At 41.4% G+C, this 21,169-nt stretch carries 23 protein-coding genes; 16 read left to right on the top strand and 7 right to left on the bottom strand.

The features are described from left to right. Positions 1 to 28 precede the first annotated feature (28 nt). Both BA81_RS02300 and vrrA read right to left on the bottom strand, forming a co-directional pair. Positions 29 to 973 (bottom strand): 4-hydroxy-3-methylbut-2-enyl diphosphate reductase, encoded by a 945-nt coding sequence (locus BA81_RS02300; RefSeq protein WP_034280141.1) that lies wholly within the window; start codon positions 971 to 973, stop codon positions 29 to 31. A gap of 157 nt (positions 974 to 1,130) precedes the next feature. Continuing rightward, positions 1,131 to 1,835, bottom strand: coding sequence for a VrrA/YqfQ family protein (gene vrrA / locus BA81_RS02305; protein ID WP_034280143.1), 705 nt, complete (start codon positions 1,833 to 1,835; stop codon positions 1,131 to 1,133). A 155-nt stretch (positions 1,836 to 1,990) separates the two neighbouring features. Between vrrA and BA81_RS02310 the strand changes: the two genes are divergently transcribed. Continuing rightward, positions 1,991 to 3,310 carry a DEAD/DEAH box helicase gene (locus BA81_RS02310; RefSeq protein ID WP_034280145.1) on the top strand — a complete coding sequence of 440 codons (1,320 nt, stop codon included), beginning with the start codon at positions 1,991 to 1,993 and terminating at the stop codon, positions 3,308 to 3,310. 9 nt (positions 3,311 to 3,319) lie between these two features. Then, the gene (locus BA81_RS02315) at positions 3,320 to 4,213 is read left to right on the top strand and encodes a deoxyribonuclease IV (RefSeq protein ID WP_034280147.1); all 894 of its coding nucleotides are present in this window, start codon (positions 3,320 to 3,322) and stop codon (positions 4,211 to 4,213) included. A gap of 48 nt (positions 4,214 to 4,261) precedes the next feature. Here the strand turns inward: BA81_RS02315 and BA81_RS02320 are convergent, their stop codons facing one another. Beyond that, the gene (locus tag BA81_RS02320) at positions 4,262 to 4,516 is read right to left on the bottom strand and encodes a DUF2624 domain-containing protein (protein WP_034280148.1); all 255 of its coding nucleotides are present in this window, start codon (positions 4,514 to 4,516) and stop codon (positions 4,262 to 4,264) included. A gap of 140 nt (positions 4,517 to 4,656) precedes the next feature. Between BA81_RS02320 and BA81_RS02325 the strand changes: the two genes are divergently transcribed. The 5 genes from BA81_RS02325 to BA81_RS02345 all read left to right on the top strand — a co-directional run bounded on the left by BA81_RS02325 (position 4,657) and on the right by BA81_RS02345 (position 8,753). Beyond that, positions 4,657 to 5,538, top strand: coding sequence for a YitT family protein (locus BA81_RS02325; protein ID WP_024427967.1), 882 nt, complete (start codon positions 4,657 to 4,659; stop codon positions 5,536 to 5,538). A gap of 135 nt (positions 5,539 to 5,673) precedes the next feature. Continuing rightward, the gene (locus tag BA81_RS02330) at positions 5,674 to 6,450 is read left to right on the top strand and encodes a metal ABC transporter ATP-binding protein (protein WP_024423006.1); all 777 of its coding nucleotides are present in this window, start codon (positions 5,674 to 5,676) and stop codon (positions 6,448 to 6,450) included. Next, positions 6,450 to 7,310: a metal ABC transporter permease gene (locus BA81_RS02335; protein WP_034280150.1), complete on the top strand. Its 861-nt coding sequence runs from the start codon at positions 6,450 to 6,452 to the stop codon at positions 7,308 to 7,310. The genes BA81_RS02330 and BA81_RS02335 overlap by 1 nt, the downstream gene beginning before the upstream one ends. Beyond that, a complete protein-coding gene (gene zur / locus BA81_RS02340) occupies positions 7,288 to 7,716 on the top strand; it encodes a zinc uptake transcriptional repressor Zur (protein WP_003217433.1) in 429 nt (142 codons plus the stop codon). The genes BA81_RS02335 and zur overlap by 23 nt, the downstream gene beginning before the upstream one ends. 119 nt (positions 7,717 to 7,835) lie before the next feature. Beyond that, complete coding sequence (locus BA81_RS02345) at positions 7,836 to 8,753, top strand: ROK family protein (RefSeq protein ID WP_034280152.1); 918 nt, start codon at positions 7,836 to 7,838, stop codon at positions 8,751 to 8,753. Positions 8,754 to 8,819: 66 nt separating this feature from the next. Here the strand turns inward: BA81_RS02345 and BA81_RS02350 are convergent, their stop codons facing one another. Further along, positions 8,820 to 9,398, bottom strand: coding sequence for a 5' nucleotidase, NT5C type (locus tag BA81_RS02350; RefSeq protein WP_034280154.1), 579 nt, complete (start codon positions 9,396 to 9,398; stop codon positions 8,820 to 8,822). A 139-nt stretch (positions 9,399 to 9,537) separates the two neighbouring features. Here BA81_RS02350 and BA81_RS02355 point away from each other — a divergent pair, with 139 nt between their 5' ends. Then, positions 9,538 to 9,900, top strand: coding sequence for a DUF308 domain-containing protein (locus BA81_RS02355; protein ID WP_024423002.1), 363 nt, complete (start codon positions 9,538 to 9,540; stop codon positions 9,898 to 9,900). Between the two features lie 43 nt (positions 9,901 to 9,943). On the opposite strand, the gene ispG is transcribed toward BA81_RS02355, so the two are convergent. Then, complete coding sequence (ispG, locus tag BA81_RS02360; RefSeq protein WP_024423001.1) at positions 9,944 to 11,059, bottom strand: flavodoxin-dependent (E)-4-hydroxy-3-methylbut-2-enyl-diphosphate synthase; 1,116 nt, start codon at positions 11,057 to 11,059, stop codon at positions 9,944 to 9,946. 105 nt (positions 11,060 to 11,164) lie between these two features. Then, positions 11,165 to 11,467, bottom strand: coding sequence for a hypothetical protein (locus tag BA81_RS02365; protein WP_034280157.1), 303 nt, complete (start codon positions 11,465 to 11,467; stop codon positions 11,165 to 11,167). A 200-nt stretch (positions 11,468 to 11,667) separates the two neighbouring features. On the opposite strand from BA81_RS02365, the gene BA81_RS02370 reads away from it, so the two are divergent. After that, positions 11,668 to 12,213, top strand: a complete 546-nt coding sequence (locus BA81_RS02370; RefSeq protein WP_034280160.1) for a GNAT family N-acetyltransferase — start codon at positions 11,668 to 11,670, stop codon at positions 12,211 to 12,213. A 72-nt stretch (positions 12,214 to 12,285) separates the two neighbouring features. Here the strand turns inward: BA81_RS02370 and BA81_RS02375 are convergent, their stop codons facing one another. Continuing rightward, the gene (locus BA81_RS02375) at positions 12,286 to 13,044 is read right to left on the bottom strand and encodes a DUF1189 domain-containing protein (RefSeq protein ID WP_034280162.1); all 759 of its coding nucleotides are present in this window, start codon (positions 13,042 to 13,044) and stop codon (positions 12,286 to 12,288) included. A gap of 144 nt (positions 13,045 to 13,188) precedes the next feature. Here BA81_RS02375 and BA81_RS02380 point away from each other — a divergent pair, with 144 nt between their 5' ends. From BA81_RS02380 to pstA, 7 genes are all read left to right on the top strand, one after another. Further along, on the top strand, positions 13,189 to 13,674 hold the full coding sequence (locus BA81_RS02380; RefSeq protein WP_024427974.1) for a DUF456 domain-containing protein: 486 nt from the start codon (positions 13,189 to 13,191) through the stop codon (positions 13,672 to 13,674). Positions 13,675 to 13,856: 182 nt separating this feature from the next. Beyond that, positions 13,857 to 14,465, top strand: coding sequence for a superoxide dismutase SodA (gene sodA / locus BA81_RS02385; protein WP_007501264.1), 609 nt, complete (start codon positions 13,857 to 13,859; stop codon positions 14,463 to 14,465). A 122-nt stretch (positions 14,466 to 14,587) separates the two neighbouring features. Then, on the top strand, positions 14,588 to 15,874 hold the full coding sequence (locus tag BA81_RS02390) for an MFS transporter (protein ID WP_034280166.1): 1,287 nt from the start codon (positions 14,588 to 14,590) through the stop codon (positions 15,872 to 15,874). Between the two features lie 122 nt (positions 15,875 to 15,996). Further along, on the top strand, positions 15,997 to 18,132 hold the full coding sequence (locus BA81_RS02395) for a peptidoglycan D,D-transpeptidase FtsI family protein (RefSeq protein ID WP_034280763.1): 2,136 nt from the start codon (positions 15,997 to 15,999) through the stop codon (positions 18,130 to 18,132). Between the two features lie 214 nt (positions 18,133 to 18,346). Continuing rightward, the gene (locus BA81_RS02400; RefSeq protein WP_034280168.1) at positions 18,347 to 19,264 is read left to right on the top strand and encodes a phosphate ABC transporter substrate-binding protein; all 918 of its coding nucleotides are present in this window, start codon (positions 18,347 to 18,349) and stop codon (positions 19,262 to 19,264) included. A gap of 79 nt (positions 19,265 to 19,343) precedes the next feature. Beyond that, entirely contained in the window at positions 19,344 to 20,270 is a 927-nt protein-coding gene (gene pstC, locus BA81_RS02405) for a phosphate ABC transporter permease subunit PstC (RefSeq protein WP_024422994.1), read from the top strand. Further along, a complete protein-coding gene (pstA, locus tag BA81_RS02410) occupies positions 20,270 to 21,154 on the top strand; it encodes a phosphate ABC transporter permease PstA (RefSeq protein WP_025092964.1) in 885 nt (294 codons plus the stop codon). The genes pstC and pstA overlap by 1 nt, the downstream gene beginning before the upstream one ends. The last annotated feature ends 15 nt before the right edge of the window (positions 21,155 to 21,169 follow it).

Raw genomic sequence — 21,169 nt, forward strand, 5'->3', positions numbered from 1 at the left:
GTCAGAGCGGATATGCTCTGACGTTTTCTTATTTCTTTGTTTTGACGCGAGGTAAAATTTTAGAAAGGGGAACGGTTCGTTCAATCTTCCAAGTTGTTTCATCATCTGGTTCATAGTTTTCTAAGAAACGAATGACTTCCTTTGTAATAGGTGTTGGTGTTGAAGCACCAGCAGTAACGGCAACGGTTTTGACGCCCTGCAGCCACTCCAGCTTTAGTTCACTTAAGTCGCCAATACGGTAAGCCTGCGTTCCGGCAATCTCCATTGACACTTGTGCGAGACGGTTAGAGTTATTACTTTTTGGATCGCCGACAACAATGGTTAAATCGGCTTGGCCAGCTTGCTGCGATACTGCTTCCTGACGCACCTGTGTCGCAAGACAAATTTCTTGATGATACTCGACGTGAGGGTATTTCTCTTTAATCAGCTCCATCAGGTCGTGGACATCCCATTGAGACATCGTCGTTTGGTTCGTGATAAGCAGTTTTTCTGATGTTAAATCGAGTGCCTCAATGTCAGCTTCTGTTTCGACAAGGTGTACCTTGTCAGGGGCTACTCCGACAGCTCCTTCTGGCTCAGGATGACCCTTTTTCCCAATATAAATAATGTCATAGCCATCGGCTGTTTTCTCTGAAATGAGTTCGTGAGTTTTCGTTACATCTGGACAGGTCGCATCAATGGTGACAAGGCCTTTTTCTTCTGCGATTTGACGAACCTCAGGAGAAACGCCGTGAGCCGTGAAAATGACTGTTCCGCTTTCAACCTGCTTTAAAATGTCTAAGCGGTTTGGTCCGTCCAGTGTGTAAATACCATCTTCTTCGAAGGCATCAGTGACATGTTTGTTGTGCACAATCATACCTAATATATAAATTGGGCGTGGCAAGTTCTTATCAAGTGCGGCATTTTTAGCAATGACCATTGCATCCACAACGCCATAGCAATAGCCACGCGGTGATATTTTAATTACATTCATTTATTCGTCCTCCTGTAGGGAAGTGCTGCTAGAGAAGAACAATATAAAAAGCCGTAAAAAACGGCTTTTTATCATTCTCTTGCTTCCATTATAGCCAAAGTAAGCGTATATATCAAAGATTGTTATACGCAGTGAACACTTCGCCGTTAAAAGATCACTAGACATATAGTTTTGGAACAGAGCTGCCAGATCTTTTTTTCGGTTTTGCTTCAGGAGCAGGTGATGTGTGAGGTGCTGTTTTTTTGACGAGGATGTCTTCTGGTTCTTTATTTTTTTCTATTTCGTCAGTTTGTGCTTCTTCCTCGGGCACTTCTGTTTCCGCGCTGGTCTCCGCTGATTCTGCATCAGCATCATTTGCACTTTCTTCATCATCATCCGCACTGCCAAGCTGGCTGTACAGTTTAATCATCGCAGGCAAATTTCTCACTAATGGACCGTATTGCTGAATCATTGGCGTAAATTGCTGCGCCATCCCGAGCACTTTTTGAACATTTCCTAACATGCTTGAGAGGGTTGCAGGATTTGTGAAGCTCTGGATTCCTTGTACTCCCGCACCACCTCCAGAGACTCCAGCTCCTCCTGCGCCAGGAAGAAATTTAGAGAGCATGCCTTTAATTCCTGCGCCGCCGCCTAGTGCACGGCTCTCACCTCCTGGAATTCCGCCCATCCCGGGTAAACCGCCTCCCTGTACAGACGGGGAGCGAGGCATCATTTGCTGAAATGGATTGCCCTGCCCTTGAAAAGGCTGCTGGATAGGAGGCTGCTGCCCTCTTTGAAACATTCCGGGCTGTCCGCCATTTCCAAGGTGCCGGCGTGAGGGACGGCGCGGCTGAAAATCGCCCATAGGCCTTTGCCCTAACATACTTGTACCTCCCTTACTGCATTCTCTTTCTCTTCATAGGTTATGCAAGGAAGCACCAATTGGTTTCCTGTAGGAAAAGCGGACATGGTTTTTTTACTGAAAATCAGCTATAATGAGGAGATGAGCAAAAAGGCATTGCCTTAAGGAGTGAAAACATGAAAGAAACGAAATTTACGACATATGAATTAAAGCCTTTTATTATAGATGCTATTCATGAACTAGGCTTTTATGAGCCGACTGATATTCAAAAAAGAATTATCCCTGCTGTTTTAAAAGGAGAAAGCGTGATTGGCCAGTCACAAACCGGAACAGGAAAAACTCATGCCTACTTACTGCCGCTGATTCATTCAATTGATCCAAGCAAAGAACAGGTACAAGTGGTGATTACTGCACCTACAAGAGAATTAGCCAATCAAATTTTCAAAGAAGCTCAAACGATTTTAAAGAATGCTTCTCCAGAAGAAGAGATCAAAGCAAAGCTTTACATTGGCGGAACGGACAAGCAGAAATCAATTCAAAAGCTAAAAAACCAGCCGCATTTGGTTGTCGGTACACCTGGACGTATTGCTGACCTCATTCATGAGCAGGCGCTGAATGTTTATAAAGCGACCTCTCTTGTTATTGATGAAGCTGATTTAATGCTGGATATGGGATTTTTAGAAGATGTGGACCGTATTGGTGCACAAATGCCAGAACAGCTGCAAATGCTTGTGTTCTCTGCAACCATTCCAGAAAAACTAAAGCCTTTCTTGAAGAAATATATGGACAATCCAAAGTATGCGCATGTTGAACCAAAACGGATTACAGCTGAAAACATTCAGCATATTTTAGTTCCGTCTAAACAGCGTGATAAATTAAAATTGCTCCATGAAATGGTGACGAATGTACAGCCTTATTTAGGAATCATTTTTGCCAATACAAAAACAACTGTTGATGAAATCGCCGCATTCCTACAAGAAAAAGGAATGAAAATCGGTGTGCTTCATGGCGGATTAACGCCGCGCGAACGTAAAAAAGTCATGAAACAAATTGAAGATTTGGAGTTCACTTATATTGTGGCATCTGATCTTGCAGCACGCGGGATTGACATCAAAGGCGTCAGCCACGTGATTAACTATGAACTTCCATCTGATCTTGATTTTTATGTGCACCGCGTTGGAAGAACAGCTCGTGCTGGTTCTTCTGGAATTGCCATGACCATTTATGAGCTGGCTGATGAGGATGCACTCATTCAAATTGAGAAAATGGGCGTTGTATTTGAAAACAAAACCATTGTTCATGGCGAATGGCGAGATGCAGATGACCGTCTGAAGCGTCAAAGACGCAAAAAAGCCCCGAATGAAATTGAAGAAAAAGCAAAACGTCTTGTGAGAAAACCGAAAGCCGTCAAACCTGGATATAAAAAGAAAATGACACGTGAGATGGATAAAATCAAAAGACAGGAACGTAGAAAGTCAAAGCGTAATGGAAAGTAGGGGGAAACATTGTTAAAGATTGGTTCACATGTATCCATGAGCGGAAAACATATGCTTCTTGCAGCGAGTGAGGAAGCTGCCTCTTATGGTTCGAATACGTTTATGATTTATACAGGTGCACCGCAAAATACGCGCCGCAAAAAAATTGAAGACCTGAATATTGAAGCTGGACAAGCGCATATGAAAGAGCATGGCATGACGGATATCGTCGTGCATGCTCCGTATATTATCAATATTGGAAATACAGTGAATCCAGCGACATTTGAGCTTGGTGTAGACTTTCTTCGATCTGAGATTGAGCGTACAAAAGCGCTGGGAGCAAGACAAATTGTTCTCCACCCGGGTGCGCATGTCGGAGCAGGGGCAGAAGCAGGGATTCAAAAAATCATTGAAGGTTTAAACGAAGTCATTGTAAAAGGTCAAGAGGTTCAAATTGCACTTGAAACAATGGCAGGAAAAGGATCAGAGTGCGGAAGAAACTTTGAAGAGCTTGCCCAAATTATCGACGGAGTGACACATAACGAAGCTCTTTCTGTCTGCTTTGATACGTGTCACACGCATGATGCTGGTTACCCGATTGTGAGTGACTTTGATGGTGTATTAGAAGAATTTGACCGAATCGTCGGTATTGACCGAATCAAAGTTCTTCATATTAATGACAGTAAAAACGTACAAGGCGCAAGAAAAGACCGACATGAAAATATCGGTTTTGGTGAAATTGGTTTCGATGCACTGAGCTATATTGTGCATCATCCGCAGCTTCAAGATGTGCCGAAAATTCTAGAAACGCCTTATGTAGGTGAAGATAAAAAGAACAAAAAACCACCTTACAAATTCGAAATTGCGATGCTGAAAGAAAAGCAATTTGATGAAGGCTTACTAGATAAAATTACGGGTCAGTAAAAAAGGATGCAACATGTTGAGGTGCCGCTAAATGCGGCCCTTTTTTGCTTAACTTGTAAACTGGTTAAACAAATCATTCACAGTCTGTGCTGTCTGTTTAGAAGTAATCGCTTCCACTTGCTTAAGAAGCCGGTTACGCTCTGAGTCTTTAAAAATATTGATGTTTTTCCCGTTCATGAGTTTGGCAACCTCAGCAGCTTGATGAGACGTTAAACTGACGCCGTACTGTTTCGCATACCTTAACAGATCGTTTGCTGTGATCTGATTGAGCCGCTGCAGGACAATTTTTTGAATTAAAATCAATTCCATTCCTCCCCTCTGTAACAATGTATGGGCGAAAACGGAAAATGTGCAAAAAATTTTATTTTATTCTGTGAAATGATAAAATAGTAAAGTGAATAAAATGTTCATTGAAAATTTAACATGTGTAGAAGGGAGAACGTATGGCAAATAGTAAACAGCATAGAAAGGAATCAGTGCCTCATTTTATTTTGAGAATTTTTCTGATTCTAGTAGGAGCTGCATGTGCAGCAGTCAGCATTGAATTATTTTTAGTGCCAAACAATATTATTGATGGAGGCATCATCGGCATTTCGCTTATTTTGGATTATCTCTTTACAGATAACCCGTTTATAAATTTTGCGACGATTGTTGTCATTTTAAATATTCCATTTATGATATCAGGATACAAGCATATTGGGAAAACCTTTCTGATTTCCACTGTGATTGGGATTGTCAGCTTAGCCGTGATTGAATCTTCACTTCATCATGTGGAGGCATTTACAACACAGCCGATCTTAGCCACTGTATTTGGAGGGCTATTACTTGGATTTGGTGTTGGACTTGTCATCCGTAATGGAGGTTCAATGGATGGAACAGAGATCTTGGGAATTCTTCTGACGAAAAAAATTCCTTTCTCCGTCGGTGAGTTTGTCATGATCGTCAATGTGTTCATTTTTATTTGGGCAGGCTTTGTTTTCGGACCAGAGCAGGCTATGTATTCTGTCATGACATATTATTTGGCAATGAAAACAATTGATGCTGTTATTCAAGGGCTTGATGAAACAAAAGCTGTGATTATCGTATCAGACTATTATGATGAAATTTCAGATGCGATTCTGCATCGACTCGGCAGGGGAACGACAAAGCTGAGAGGAAAAGGCGGCTATACAGATGAAGAAAAAGATGTCATCTACGCCGTTGTCACAAGGCTTGAAATTACAAAGCTGAAATCCATTGTATTTGAAATTGATGATCAAGCATTTATCACGATTATGGATACGCATGAAACAAAAGGCGGTAAATTCAAAACAGCCATTCATTAGCTTTTATTTTACTTTTTTATCTTTCTTTTATATAATGAAATGTATGTATGGACAGAGAAAATGGCAAAAGCCATTTTCTTTTTGTTGTATAAATCGTAATCATTCTTTTTATATTGATTAAAGGTGGAAAGATTCATGGCAAAGCCAATTATTGAAATGAAGGACATTTCGTACTCGTATGGACAGCGAAATGTCATTGATCACATTCATTTAACAGTAGAGGAAGGAAACTTTCTAGCACTTGTTGGACCGAATGGTTCTGGTAAAACAACCTTATTAAAATGCCTGCTTGGGCTCATTAAACCGCAGCAAGGTGAATTAAAGCTATTTGGCACGCCTGTTTCAAAATTTAGAGACTGGGATCAAATTGGATTTGTTTCTCAAAAGGCGAATAGCTTTAATACGGGTTTCCCTGCTTCTGTATATGAGGTCGTCGCAAGCGGACTGACCGCGAAAATTGGTTTGTTTAAACGAATGAGCAAGCAGGATAAATGGCAAGTAGAAGATGCCATTCGCTCAGTTGGCATACAAGATTTAAAGCATCAAAACATCGGTGAGCTTTCTGGCGGACAGCAGCAGCGTGCATTTATTGCCCGTGCGCTTGTCAGCCAGCCAAAGCTGCTCATTTTGGATGAGCCCACGGTTGGAGTAGACCAGCGGACAGTAGAAGGCTTTTATCAGCTGCTCGAAACATTGAACAAAGAAAAAGGAATGTCTTTAATTCTCGTCACACACGACGTTGGCACCGTTTCTGATAAAGTCACCCATGTGGCTTGTTTAAATCAGACACTGCATTTCCACGGAGATGCAGAAGCGTTTGATTCAATGGATGATCAGGCGCTATCCCAATTTTACGGGCATGACATTCAAGTGATTCATCACGACCATCACCATCATGGGGGACATGAATAATGCTATTTCCATTTTTTCATTATGAATTTTTACAAAATGCGTTTATCGCAGGTATACTGATTGGTTTTATTGCGCCCTTACTTGGTGTATTTATTGTCGTAAGAAGGCTCTCGCTTATTGCAGATGCCCTCAGTCACGTATCACTTGCCGGTATTGCCGCAAGTCTATTTCTTGATAAAAAGTTTGGCCTTTTGACAGGGGTAAGCCCGCTCTACTTAGGGATGGCTTTTTCTGTTGCGGGTTCATTGTTTATTGAACGCCTGCGCTCAGTGTATAAGCATTATCAGGAGCTTGCCATTCCTATTATTTTATCAGGGGGTATTGGGATCTCCGTCATCTTCATTTCACTAGCGAATGGCTTTAATACAGATTTGTTTAGTTATTTATTCGGAAGTGTCAGTGCGGTTTCAAGACTTGATCTTTGGATTATTGTAGGGATCTCACTCGTTGTTGTGTTAGTTGTTGTGCTTTTATATAAAGAATTGTTTCTGCTTTCTTTTGATGAAGAGCATGCAAAGGCTTCTGGTATTTCAGCAAAATGGATTCATTTTATTTTTATCTTAGTCGTTGCACTTGTCATTGCGGCATCGATGCGTATCGTCGGTACACTGCTTGTGTCGGCGCTTATGACGCTTCCTGTTGCAGCAAGTATCCGCATTGCCAAAGGATTTAAACAGGCGATTTTCCTTTCGATCTTATTTGGTGAATTGTCTGTATTGGCCGGATTGATTTTAAGCTATTATCTTGATTTAGCGCCAGGCGGAACCATTGTGATGCTGTCTATCTTGATTTTAATCGGGTGTATTAGTATTGGGAAATTCAGAAGGGGGAATCAACATGAACGTACAAGAAGCGCTTGATTTATTAAAGGAAAAAGGCTACAAATATACAAGCAAACGTGAAGACATGCTTCAATTGTTTTCTGATTCTGATAAATACTTGACGGCTAAAAATGTGCTGACGGCACTAAGTGAAGACTACCCTGGTCTCAGCTTTGATACGATTTATCGAAACTTGTCACTATATGAAGACCTTGGAATATTAGAAACAACAGAATTGTCAGGGGAGAAACTATTCCGTTTTAAATGTTCATTTTCCCATCATCACCATCACTTTATTTGTCTTACATGCGGGAAAACAAAAGAGATCGATGCCTGCCCTATGGACAAGCTCGACGCCGATTTAGAGGATTATCATATTAGCGGACATAAGTTTGAAATATATGGAACGTGTCCTTCCTGCGAACCGAAGGAAGTTCACTCATGAGAAAGCCAGCCCTGGAGCTGGCTTTTTTGTTTTCTCTTTTGAAAACGTTTTACAAAGGGAGGCTGTTTCATTAAAATGAGATCAAGGTACTACATTTTGAAGTAAAGGGAGGGGTAAAAGTGGCCTATTATGTCGTGTTTGATGTAGGCGGGACCAGAACGAAACATGGATTAATGGACCAGGATGGAAAGCTGGTCTCTAGCGGTGACTATCAGACGAACTGCCGGCAGCTTGAACCGTTTTTAGAAGCCATGGCAGATGTGGTCAAGGAATATCAAAGGATGACGAATGTCAGCGGTATCGCCATCAGTCTACCAGGCTTTGTGGACAGTGAATCAGGTTATACAGAATTTGCAGGGGCCATCATCGCCTTAAATGGTCAAAATGTAAAAGCACTTTTAGAAGAGAAAACGTCTCTTCGTGTAGAAGTGGAGAATGATGCGAACTGTGCAGCTCTCGCAGAAAAATACAGCGGTCATGCGAAAGATTGTGACAGCTTTATTTGTATGACAATTGGCACGGGTGTCGGCGGGGGTATTTTTGCTAATGGTCAGCTTGTGCGCGGTGCATCCTTCCGCGGTGGTGAATTCGGCATGATGCTGACAGAGACGGAAAATGGCCAGTTTACAACTCTTAACAGCAGCGCTTCAACGGCTGGATTAATTCGGAGCTATAAAGAAAAGCAAGGAATACCGCAAAGTACTCAAATAGACGGTCAAGAAATTTTTGAAAAGGCGAAGCATGATCCGGCCATTGAGAAGCTGGTGGATCAATGGTACAAGCGAATAGCCATAGGCGTTTACAATGTAGCGACTGTTCTTAACCCGGAGAAAATCCTCATTGGCGGAGGCGTAAGTGCAAGACCAGATTTATTACAAAACATTGAAAAACATTTACATACACTGCATGCATGGAAGAACATTCAGGTGAAGCTGGAAACTTGCTGCTACTTGAATCAGGCAGGCATGAAGGGGGCACTTTACCATTTCCTCATGAAAGAAGGGCAGCTTGCTCCATTAAAAAAGCCGATACATTAAATGTATCGGCTTCAGCGTGTAGACAAATCCTCGAGTTTGATCCGCTTCGGTGCTCGCTCAGTTACATTAATAAGCAGTTTGCAGACGCTGCTCGTATTGTTTGATCCACTTAGATGCTTCCTGCCAGTTGTTTACGCGTATAATTCTGTCGTCGATCGGCATCTGGTTATAAGGGGAGTTAAAAAGGATCACCGGGATGTCAGCCTCTTTTGCAATCATTGTGGCATTGCCATGATGGTCTTCAAAAAATACATCAATTTTGTGCTTTTGAACGGCTTCCAGCTTATGATGACCGCCAACCAGCTCAATAGCATCATAGTGTACGTCATGTTCTTGAAACCACTTGTAGGTGATATCCGAATGCTGCTGCCTTCTTGCGGTAATATAAATCAGTCTGTGCTGCAACTTCATTTCGTCGAGGATCTCTTTTGCACCCTCAGCAGGCTCTGCCTGTTTATAAATAAGAGGCTCGTGCTGATCCATCCAGCCCCAAAATTCTTCTTGAGAAATCTTTAAAAGCTTCGTCAAATCATACTCTGTCATATCTTCTAGTGTCATGGCACATTGGAACGACTCATTTAAGTAGGGAACAAAGGTGTCCTGCGCCGTCACTGTACCATCAATATCAATTCCTAAACGTAACATGCCCACACTCCTCATTTTTATACTCTTAAAGTGTAACATAATCAATTCACAATTCCAGCAAGTTTTAGCAATCATGAAACAGACATTTTTGCTCATACTAAAAAAGCTCCTTTCTATTAACCAAAAGGGGGAATTGATCATGGAAAGAGACGAGGATTTCAGAAGAAATGATCGTGAAATCGACACACACTTTAGTAATGATGATGGCTATTTAGAGGAAACAGCTGCTGAAATTGCAGAGCCATATCAAGCTTCAAGAGATCGAGAAGATAGACGAGGACGTGACCAAGCAGGTGACGATTCAGGCAGTAAAGGGATAGGCTATACAGCACTCGCGATTGCGATTATCTCATTATTTGTCTTGCCGGTGCTATTAGGGGTAGCGGCAATCGTCGTTGGTTATATTGCACGAAGAAAAGGAGCACATGCGCTTGGCGCGTGGTCAATTGGGATCGGAATTGTTTCCGTCATCCTAGGCATATTTATCACCCCGTTCTTTTAACAAGAACAGAAAAACGCCTGACTATGACGTCAGGCGTTTTTTGTTAGGCATTCGCTTGTTTTTCTTTTTCAGCTTCCATTTTCGCATAATGTTCTTCAGCGATTTTATCAATTTCTTTTTTCAGTTCTTCGACCATTGTTTCTTCCGGTACTTTACGAACAATTTCACCTTTACGGAACAATAAGCCTTCGCCTCTAGCGCCTGCGATTCCGATGTCCGCTTCACGCGCTTCACCTGGACCGTTAACAGCGCAGCCGAGAACAGCTACTTTAATCGGTGCTTTAATTTTAGAAATATATTCTTCGACTTCATTTGCAATGCTGATGAGGTCAATTTCAATTCGTCCACAAGTTGGGCAGGAGATCAGTGTTGCTGCATTTGATGCAAGACCAAATGATTTCAACAATTCACGTGCTACTTTTACTTCTTCAACTGGGTCAGCACTTAATGAAATGCGGAGTGTGTTCCCAATTCCCATATTCAAAATAGCGCCAAGTCCAGCTGCACTTTTGACTGTACCTGCAAATAACGTACCTGATTCTGTAATCCCAAGGTGAAGAGGATAATCAAAGGCTTTAGCCGCTTTTTCGTATGCTTCAATTGCAAGGTTTACATCAGATGCTTTCATACTGACGATGATGTCATGAAAGTCTAGGTCTTCTAAAATTTTAATGTGATGCAGTGCACTTTCGACCATACCATCTGCTGTTGGGTAGCCGTATTTATCAAGAATTTTTTTCTCTAATGAACCAGCGTTTACGCCAATACGGATTGGAATGCCTTTTTCTTTTGCTGCTTTGACAACCGCTTCGACTTTTTCTCTTCTTCCGATGTTTCCTGGATTGATTCGGATTTTGTCTGCGCCTGCTTCAATCGCTTTCAGGGCAAGCTTATAGTCAAAATGAATATCCACAACAAGCGGGATGTTAATTTGCTTTTTAATGTCCGCAATTGCATTTGCTGCACGCTCATCTGGACATGCGACACGCACGATTTGACAGCCTGCCTCTTCTAAACGTTTAATTTCAGCGACTGTCGCTTCGACATCATGTGTTTTGGTTGTTGCCATACTTTGAATGACAACCTCATTATTTCCACCTATAGTTAAAGGTCCCACTTTGACGGGACGCGTTTTAGTACGATGTGTGACTTCACTCACTTGTCAATCGCTCCTTAGTGTACAAGCAATCCTTTGCCGTGTACGTCGTGTTTTACAGTTCATATTGTAACAGTCTCTTTGTATGAATGACAAGGAATTAACGTTTTATCTCTTGTAGACAGGAAACTTATATGTGCTGCCTGCCCTGATTTCGTTCGCTTTAACACCTTGATTCAGCTCCTCGAAATCTTTAATGACGTCATCAAGCGGCTTGCTTGTATGTACGATGGAGAGGACCGTTTCACCTTGTTTTACAGTGACGTTCTTATATGTCTTTTTCTCAGTTGTTTGAAGGGCACTTGCTGGAACGGCTGGGTTTTCCTCAACAGGAATGGTTCCATTTTTTAAATCAAAAAAGATAATAAAGAGGACAAACAAACTGATTAGTAAAAAAAGAATTCGCCGCATTTTACTCACCGCTTTTAAGAGTTTACTTCAGTCTATGCATGTCCTGAAATGATAGAACCAAAAAGAGGAGAAAAGCTGGAAAGGATGGTTCTAGTTAGTCCTAGTATGTCTTGTAATAAAAACTTCTTGGGTCGTTGGTGTAGTAAATAGGAGAGCAACCTCATATGGCCAGTATGATAAAATAATAATGGGGGGATTTTATGAAGAAGGTTAGTCAGCATATATATGTGAGAACACTAACAGAAAATGATGCAGAATCACTGTTAACATTAGAGCTTGAGAACCGCTCATATTTTCAGGAATTTACACCTTTGGTCAAAGATGATTTCTTCACGTTACCTCGCCAAATTGAGCGAATTCAGCGGAGTAGGCAAAGAAGTGCACAAGATGAATCTTACATGCACGGTATTTTCTTAAATGAAACCGATGCTTTAATTGGGACGATCTCATTAAGTTCTGTCGTAAGAGGTCCGATAGAAGGAGCTTGGCTCGGGTATGTACTCGATCAAAGGCAGGGCGGAAATGGATATATGACAGAAGCCATTCGTTTAATCATTGACTATGCCTTTTTTGAGTTGAATCTCCATCGTATTGAGGCTGGAGTAAAGCCGAGTAATAAGGGTTCCATTCGTGTACTTGAAAAGACAGGTTTTGAAAATGAGGGATTAAATCGTAAAAAAGTAAAGATTAATGGAGTGTGGGAGGATCACTATTTGTTTGCGATCATCCATCCAGATGAGTCCTAGCATGAACATACATAAAAAGCTCCTCCGAGCCGGGGGAGCTTTCATTGTGTAGACAAATCCTTGTTGGATGGATCATTTGCTTTTTTTGGCAGGAATTTCTTTCACAACAAGATATAAAAAGATAAAGTTAATGACCCAATTTAATAAAAATGAGTTTGCAACAGGCGTGTTTAATGCACTCATAATGGCGAAAAAGACCGTTGTTAATGTGAGTGAATAAGCGGAGAGCTTCCAAAGCATTTGGAAAGACAGCTCTTTTTGCTGCATTCGTTTAATAAATGTACCAAGCATCGCAAGGAATGTTGCGCTGATAAACATGAGAGCCGCAGTTGATAAATATAGCAGTACACAGATGACAGGGATGATAATCGCTTGGTTCTGATTTGTGACCCGTGCGAGTTCATCTTTTGTCAGCGTTCCACCAAGGAGCTGATATGGAATATCTGTCATTTGCCCATCAATGGCAATCACTGCTTTTTCCTTTAATAAAGCGATGGCCGTTTGCTTTGATTCTAGCTCACTTGCTTTTATTTTTTCAGCAGGTTCAAAGATGATCGTGATGCCGTTTTCTTCTTTTTCTATTGGTGCACTTTGATCCGCTTGAAGTTTTCCTTTTTCAATTGAAAAGTCGGGTAAATCTTTTTTGATCACATGCTGAAATCCTGACATCGCATTCGAGATCTCTTGGCTCATATGATAGCCCTGAGGAACTGCTGCGATGATTGAAAGGATAAAAATGAATAAAATTGCTTTACCGATCCCTGTAAAGCGTGCTTTAGCAATATCTTTTGGTGAATAAATTCCTTTTAACAATAGATTAAATACGTTCAATACCCATTCACTTCCTACATTCTTTTCTATTTCTCATATTGTATCAATGTCTATCCATCAAGTACAAGTATGGCCTTCATCACTGGTTAAGATAGAAGGAATGAGGCATAATGTATACAGCATATAAAAGGAGGCGGCAGGGTCTTGGACATTTTGTATTGGATACTGATTGGCTGTGCATTTATCATTGCGTTTGTTGGACTGGTTTATCCAATTATCCCGAGTGTAGTCTTTATGGTTCTCGGATTTATTCTATATGGTTTCTTCTTTAGCTTCGAGCCGCTTACACTGACGTTCTGGCTTATTCAAGCCATGTTTACTGCCGTCTTATTTGCGGCAGATTATGTCTCAAACCTGATTGGGGTAAAGCGCTTTGGCGGCAGCAAGGCAGCTATTTGGGGAAGCACCATTGGGTTATTAGCTGGTCCTTTTGTGATACCCATTGCAGGAATTATTATTGGTCCATTTCTTGGGAGTGTTATTGCAGAGCTCCTTGTTCATCAAAAAGATCTGAAGACGAGTGTGAAAGTCGGATTAGGCTCATTAATTGGATTTGTATCAGGTGTTTTTGCAAAAGGATTGATTCAAGCGCTGATGCTTGGCATCTTTTTATTTTATGTCCTTCGTTAAGTTGAAAAAGGGTGTTTAAAACTTTTTCAAAAGGGCTAAATACAAAATAAACACTGAAATGTTTCAGAACATGAGCAATAACGTTGAAACAAGCTGTTTCTTTTGATACTCTTTGAGTAGGGTGAATTGCTGACTTACAAAGGAAGCATTTCAGTACATACATTTTAAGGAGGAATTTAACCATGGCTTTTAAACTTCCAGAATTACCATATGCTTACGATGCATTAGAACCACATATCGACAAGGAAACAATGACGATTCACCACACAAAACACCACAACACATATGTAACAAACTTAAACAAAGCAATCGAAGGTGTATCAGCTCTTGAAGATCAATCAATTGAAGAGCTAGTGGCTAACTTAAACTCAGTGCCTGAAAACATTCGTACAGCTGTACGTAACAATGGCGGAGGACATGCGAACCACTCATTATTCTGGACGCTTCTTTCACCAAACGGTGGCGGCGCACCAACTGGTGAACTTGCAGATGCAATCGAAAAAGAATTAGGCGGATTTGAAAAATTCAAATCTGATTTCGCTGCAGCAGCTGCAGGACGCTTTGGTTCTGGTTGGGCATGGCTTGTTGTGAACAACGGAAAACTTGAAATCACAAGCACGCCAAACCAAGATTCTCCTTTAACTGAAGGAAAAACGCCAATTCTAGGACTAGACGTTTGGGAGCATGCTTACTACCTAAACTACCAAAACCGTCGTCCTGATTACATTTCAGCATTCTGGAATGTTGTGAACTGGGATGAAGTAGCTCGCCTTTACAGCGAAGCTAAATAAATCATTTGATTTGAAAAGACCTGCTCTTTAGAGAAGCAGGTCTTTTTATATTTTCCCTCCTTTTTTTACATATCTGCCTTTTGATGAGACAGACTATTGTGTAGAAAAGGAGAATGAATGGTATGAGCAGATTAAAGAAAATGTTCGGGGACATGGATGTTACAAAAGATTTATTGCTCCTCCTCACGATTGGCGGGTTATACGCACTTGCCATTGCGCTTTCGAATACGTTTGTAAATGTGTACTTATGGAAACAGTCTGGGAAATTCACAGATCTTGCGATTTATAATTTGGCCATTGTTGTGCTTCAGCCCATTACATTTTTATTCGCTGGCCGGCTCGCAAAAAAAATAGACCGGGCGTTTGTCCTTCGTTTCGGTGTCATCTTTTTAGCCGCTTTTTATTTAATTGTCTTAATGGCAGGAGAACAAGCGGCCGCACGGCTAGTTTTATTGGGAAGTGTCCTTGGGATCGGCTATGGTTTTTACTGGCTTGCTTTTAACGTACTCACCTTTGAGATCACCGAGCCTGAAACAAGAGATTTCTTTAATGGATTTCTTGGGGTGCTTTCCTCAACTGCCGGCATGATCGGTCCGCTCATTGCGGGGATTGTCATTTCTCAGTTAACGGATGATACAGGCTACACCGTCATTTTCACATTATCGCTCTTTTTGTTTTCACTAGCGGTTGTGATGAGCTTTTTCCTCAAAAGAAGGCAGTCAAAAGGCAAATTTATGATCAAACAAATTTGGAAAGAACGTCATGCAGATGAGAATTGGCGTAGGATTACAACAGCTCACTTTTTTCAAGGGCTTCGTGAAGGGGTCTTTGTCTTCTTAATCAGTGTCTTTGTGTTTATTGCAACAAACAGTGAGCTTGCTCTCGGGACGTTTGGTTTAGTGAATTCAGGTGTTGCCTTTTTTACTTATTTCTTCGCTACACGTTTGATTAAGAAAAAGTGGCGGAAGAAGGCCATCATGCTTGGCGGGCTGATTTTATACGGCGCCTTGTTTTTAATCGTTTTCCACTTGTCCTATGTATCACTTCTGATGTATGCGGTAGCCATTGCAATAGGATATCCGCTCCTGCTTGTTCCTTATGTATCCTTAACATATGATGTTATCGGCCATGCAAGGTACGCCAGAAAGGCCCGAATTGAATATATTGTGGTCAGAGAGCTATTTTTAAATGCCGGCCGTATTTGTTCGATTGTTTTGTTCCTGCTGTCTGTCACCTTACTAGGTGATGAGCTCGGAATCCCTGCATCACTTGTTGTGCTCGGAGCGGGGCACACCCTCATTTATTACTTTGTAAAAGATATTCATTTGAAAGAAAAAACAGCTGATATGAAAGAGGCTGACGGTCAAAAGCCAGTTTCTCAAACGAACCTTATTAAGGGAGAAAGGTAAAATTTCTTACCTATGGAACATCAAATTTCTAGATAAATGATAGAAAAACCGCTAAAATGATGATGGCACCTTTTATAGACAAAAAGGGGTGCCATTTCTTTCTTGATAGAAAAGGTGATGTGATGAGAAACAAGAAAAACAAAAAAGACGCGAAGGAAGGGCGCAAAACACTTCCGATCCGGCTGAATTTATTATTTTTAGCTGCCTTTATTATTTTTACCGGCGTTGTCGTTAGACTCGGGTTTGTGCAAATTGTCAATGGAGAAGATTATAAAAAGCAGGCAGAAAAACAAGAGGATGTGAATGTCAGCTCATCTGCTCCGCGCGGAAAAATTTATGATCGAAACTACAATACGATTGTCAGCAATAAAGCGCTGAATGCCATTACATATACGAGAACCTCGACGACTTCACAAGAAGAGCGGCTCAAAGTGGCATCAAAATTAGCGGATATGATTCATGTGAGTACGAAAAAAATCACAGATCGTGACAAAAAAGATTTCTGGATCTTAACGCATCCGAATGAAGCGAAAAAGCTTGTTCAAAAAGAATCAGAATTAAAGGGTGACGATAAGGTCTCTGATGATAAACTATATGAGCTTCAGCTAAAACGCATCACAGACAAGGAATTAAATCAACTGACGAAAAAAGATTTACAAGTGCTTGCCATTAAAAGGCAGATGGATGGAGGCTATGCACTTACACCTCAATTTATTAAAAATGAAGATGTAAAGCCAAGCGAAATTGCTTACGTCTCTGAGCATTTGGACGAGCTGCCAGGTGTTGATGTGACGACAGACTGGTCACGCAGCTATCCGTATAAAGGACTGCTCCGCAGTATGCTCGGCAGTGTGTCTTCGAGTGATGAAGGTCTTCCGCAGTCACTTCTTGAGCATTATCTATCACTCGGCTACAGCCGAAATGACCGTGTAGGAAAAAGCTATCTCGAATATCAATATGAAGATGTCCTGCAGGGCCAAAAGGAAAAAGAACAGAGTACAACTGATAAACAGGGCAATGTCACAAGCTCTAAAGTGTTAACAGAAGGTAAGAGCGGGAAAGACCTTGTGCTTACAATTGATATTCAGCTGCAAAAAGCAGTTGAAAAAATTATTGAAAAGAACTTGAGAAGTGCGAAACAAAGAGGGGGAACTGAGCTTCTTGACCGCGCATTTGTTGTTATGATGGACCCAAGAAATGGAGAGGTTCTCTCTGTTGCGGGTAAGCAGATTTCTAACAAAAACGGAAAATACAAATTCGATGACTACTCATTAGGAACGATGACATCCTCATATGCGATGGGATCAGCCGTAAAAGGGGCCACTGTACTGACTGGATATAAAACAGGTGCTATTCATATTGGAAGTACCCAATACGATGAACCTCTCTATATCGCCCAGTCACCGCCAAAGAAATCCTATCAAAATATGGGACTCATTAATGATTTAACAGCACTAGAGCGTTCATCAAACGTATATATGTTCAAAACCGCAATCGCCATTGGGAAAAGCGAATATCGTAAGAATCAGGCGCTTCCAATTGATCCGAAAGCATTTGATACGTTCCGCTACAATTTCAGTAAATTTGGTCTTGGCGTCAAAACAGGTATTGACCTGCCAAACGAAGCAACGGGCTACAGAGGAACGTCTACACAATCGGGGCTCTTACTTGACTATGCGATTGGACAGTATGATACGTTTACACCGCTGCAAATGGCGCAATACGTTTCAACCATTGCAAACGGCGGGTATCGTTTACGTCCGCAGCTTGTTAAAGAAGTGAGAGAGCCAGATCCTCAGCGAGGCATTGGAGCTGTAACGGAATCCGTCAAACCAGATGTACTGAATAAGCTAGACATGACAAGTGATGAAATCAAGCGTGTCCAGCAAGGCTTCAAGCTTGTGATGCAGAACCCAAGAGGGACAGCCTATTCAAACTTTGGGAACAAAAAGTATAATCCAGCTGGCAAAACAGGAACCGCTCAATCATTCTATGACGGTCCAATTAAAAGCAAGCGCGGTACACCGACGTATAACACAACTCTTGTTGCGTATGCGCCTGCTGATAATCCAGAAGTGGCCATTTCCGTCGTCGTACCATGGGTGTATCAAGACTACAACCAGCGCTATCCAATTACAAATGATATTGGTGAACAAGTATTAGACAAATACTTTGAACTGAAATCAAAACAGGAAAGCAATGATACACAGGCGAAAAACAAAAACAAAATTGAAAATGAAGCAGAAACAAATAACTAGACCTTTCATAGGTAAAAACGCTCACTTTTTGTGGGCGTTTTTTTACGTTTTCTTCAAAAATTTCGATATAAATTGACAAAATTCATAAAAAACGCCGCAATTTCTCTACAAAACTTCGACATTTACAAAACCTTAACATTCCATTTAAACGAAATTAATAAAGAACCTTTAATGTATTACTCGTAGGACAAATTATTCAGGGGGTATTCTTGAAATGAAAAAGAACAAATTATGGCTGCTTACTTTCCTTACTATCGCATTGTTAGCATTCGTCACAGCATGCGGAAACAGCAGCTCAAGCGGAGATTCAAAAGACAGTAAAGGAAATGCTTCATACAAAGATGAGGCATCAGGTTCCATTACCATCTCAGGATCATCTGCGATGCAGCCTTTAGTTCTTGCGGCAGCAGAAAAATTCATGGATAAACATCCAAAAGCCGATATTCAAGTACAAGCCGGCGGTTCAGGAACAGGACTTTCTCAAGTTTCAGAAGGATCTGTACAAATTGGGAACTCAGATGTATTCGCTGAAGAGAAAGACGGAATCGACGCAAAAGCTTTAAAAGACCACAAAGTAGCAGTTGTTGGAATGGCCGCAGCTGTAAACCCTGAAGTGGGTGTCAAAGACATCACAAAGGACGAATTGAAAAAAATCTTCACTGGTAAAATCAAAAACTGGAAAGAGCTTGGCGGGAAAGACCAAAAAATCACGCTTGTCAACAGACCTGATTCTTCAGGAACTCGTGCAACATTTGTGAAATATGCACTTGACGGTGCAACACCTGCAGAAGGAATTACAGAAGATTCTTCAAACACAGTGAAAAAGCTGATTGCAGAAACACCAGGTGCGATTGGATACCTAGCATTCTCTTATTTAACAGATGACAAAATTACACCGCTCAGCATTGATGGTGTGAAACCAGAAGAAAGCAATGTAGAAAGCGGTAAATATACAATTTGGGCATACGAGCACTCTTATACAAAAGGTGAGCCGGAAGGTCTAGCAAAACAATTCTTAGATTACCTTATGAGTGACGAAGTACAAAAAGAAATCGTCAAAGACCAAGGCTACATCTCAGTCTCTAATATGAAAGTAGAAAGAGACGCAACAGGCAAACAATCAGATAAGTAAGAGGTCTTGAATTGCTGATGAAGGAAAAGTGGAGCATTTCACTTTTCCTTTTATGACATTCATAGGAGTGTAGAAAAAGATGAAGCAGATAGAACATACAGAAGCGAGCGATCGGCTGATCAGCTCGAAGAAAAATAGGCAAATGGATGAAGTAAGAGGAAGTATTTTGGTGAAATTCTGCGCATTCTTAATGATTGCAGTATCCATCGCCATCACCATCTTCCTTGGCATTAAGGGTTTACAATCTTTCATCGTAAATGGTGTAAGCCCAATTGAGTTCTTAACCAGTATCAATTGGAACCCAACAGCAGAAAACCCGGAGTACGGCGCATTTCCTTTTATTTTTGGATCGATCGCCGTCACGCTTCTATCGGCACTTATTGCAGCGCCGCTAGGCATCGCAGGAGCGATCTTTATGACAGAAATTGCACCTGCATGGGGCCGGAAAATTCTCCAGCCAGTCATTGAATTGCTTGTAGGGATTCCATCCGTTGTTTACGGATTCATAGGTCTTACAGTATTGGTGCCGTTTATCGGACATTTCAAGTCAAGCGGCTCAGGGCATAGCGTGTTAGCAGGAACGATTGTCCTGTCTATTATGATTCTGCCAACCGTTACATCCATTGCAACTGATGCTATGGCTTCCCTTCCAAAAAGCTTACGTGAGGGATCGTATGCACTTGGCGCTACAAGATGGCAAACGATTAGACGTGTACTTGTACCAGCAGCTCTTCCAACATTAATGACAGCAGTCGTTCTTGGGATGGCAAGAGCATTTGGAGAAGCCCTTGCCGTTCAGATGGTCATTGGAAACACGCGTAATTTACCAGAGAGCATTATGGATACAGCTGGTACATTAACAACCATTATTACGTTAAACATGGGTCACACAACGTATGGAAGTGTTGAAAACAATACACTTTGGTCAATGGGGCTTGTCCTTCTAGTTGTATCGTTTATGTTCATTCTCATTATCAGATACTTGTCGTCTAGGAGGAAGATTTAATGAATAGCAAAATGACCGATCGTTTTGCCACGTTTGTTTTTGGATTATGTGCTGCCATTATTACAGCGATCCTAGTTGGTTTGTTTTCTTATATCATCTTCAACGGTGCAAAAGAATTAAATTTCGACTTTTTGACAACCCGCTCAAGTGCAATTGGCTCTGGCGGCGGTATTAGGGATCAGCTGTTTAACTCGTTTTACATTTTGTTTATTACAATGCTGATCACAGTACCACTTGGTGTCGGCGGCGGAGTGTACATGGCTGAATATGCGCCTCAAAACAAAGTCACTGATTTTATTCGCACATGTATTGAAGTGCTGTCTTCACTTCCTTCTATTGTCATTGGTATGTTTGGTTTACTCATGTTTGTCAATTTAACAGGCTGGGGCTATACGATCATCGGAGGAGCTCTTGCGCTCACGGTGTTTAACCTGCCAGTGATGGTGAGGGTGACAGAAGACGCGCTTCGCTCTGTACCGAAGGATCAAAAGGAAGCATCACTAGCGCTTGGTGTGACGAAATGGCATACAGTGAAGACGGTCCTGATTCCAGGAGCGATTCCTTCTATTATTACCGGTGCGATTTTAGCATCAGGAAGAGTCTTCGGGGAGGCAGCAGCGCTTCTTTTCACAGCAGGCCTCACCACACCGCGTCTTGATTTTACAAACTGGAGTCCATTTTCTGATACGTCACCGCTGAATATTTTTAGACCGGCAGAAACATTAGCCGTTCATATATGGAACGTCAATACACAAGGAATCATTCCAGATGCAGAGGCCATTGCAAATGGTGCATCAGCCGTACTTGTGCTTTCAGTTTTAGTATTCAACTTAGCAGCTAGATGGCTTGGTTCATTTATTCATAAAAAGCTTACGTCAAAATAATGTGAGAGAGGTGTG

It is taken from the genome of Bacillus safensis FO-36b (genome assembly GCF_000691165.1).
Classification (GTDB): domain Bacteria; phylum Bacillota; class Bacilli; order Bacillales; family Bacillaceae; genus Bacillus; species Bacillus safensis.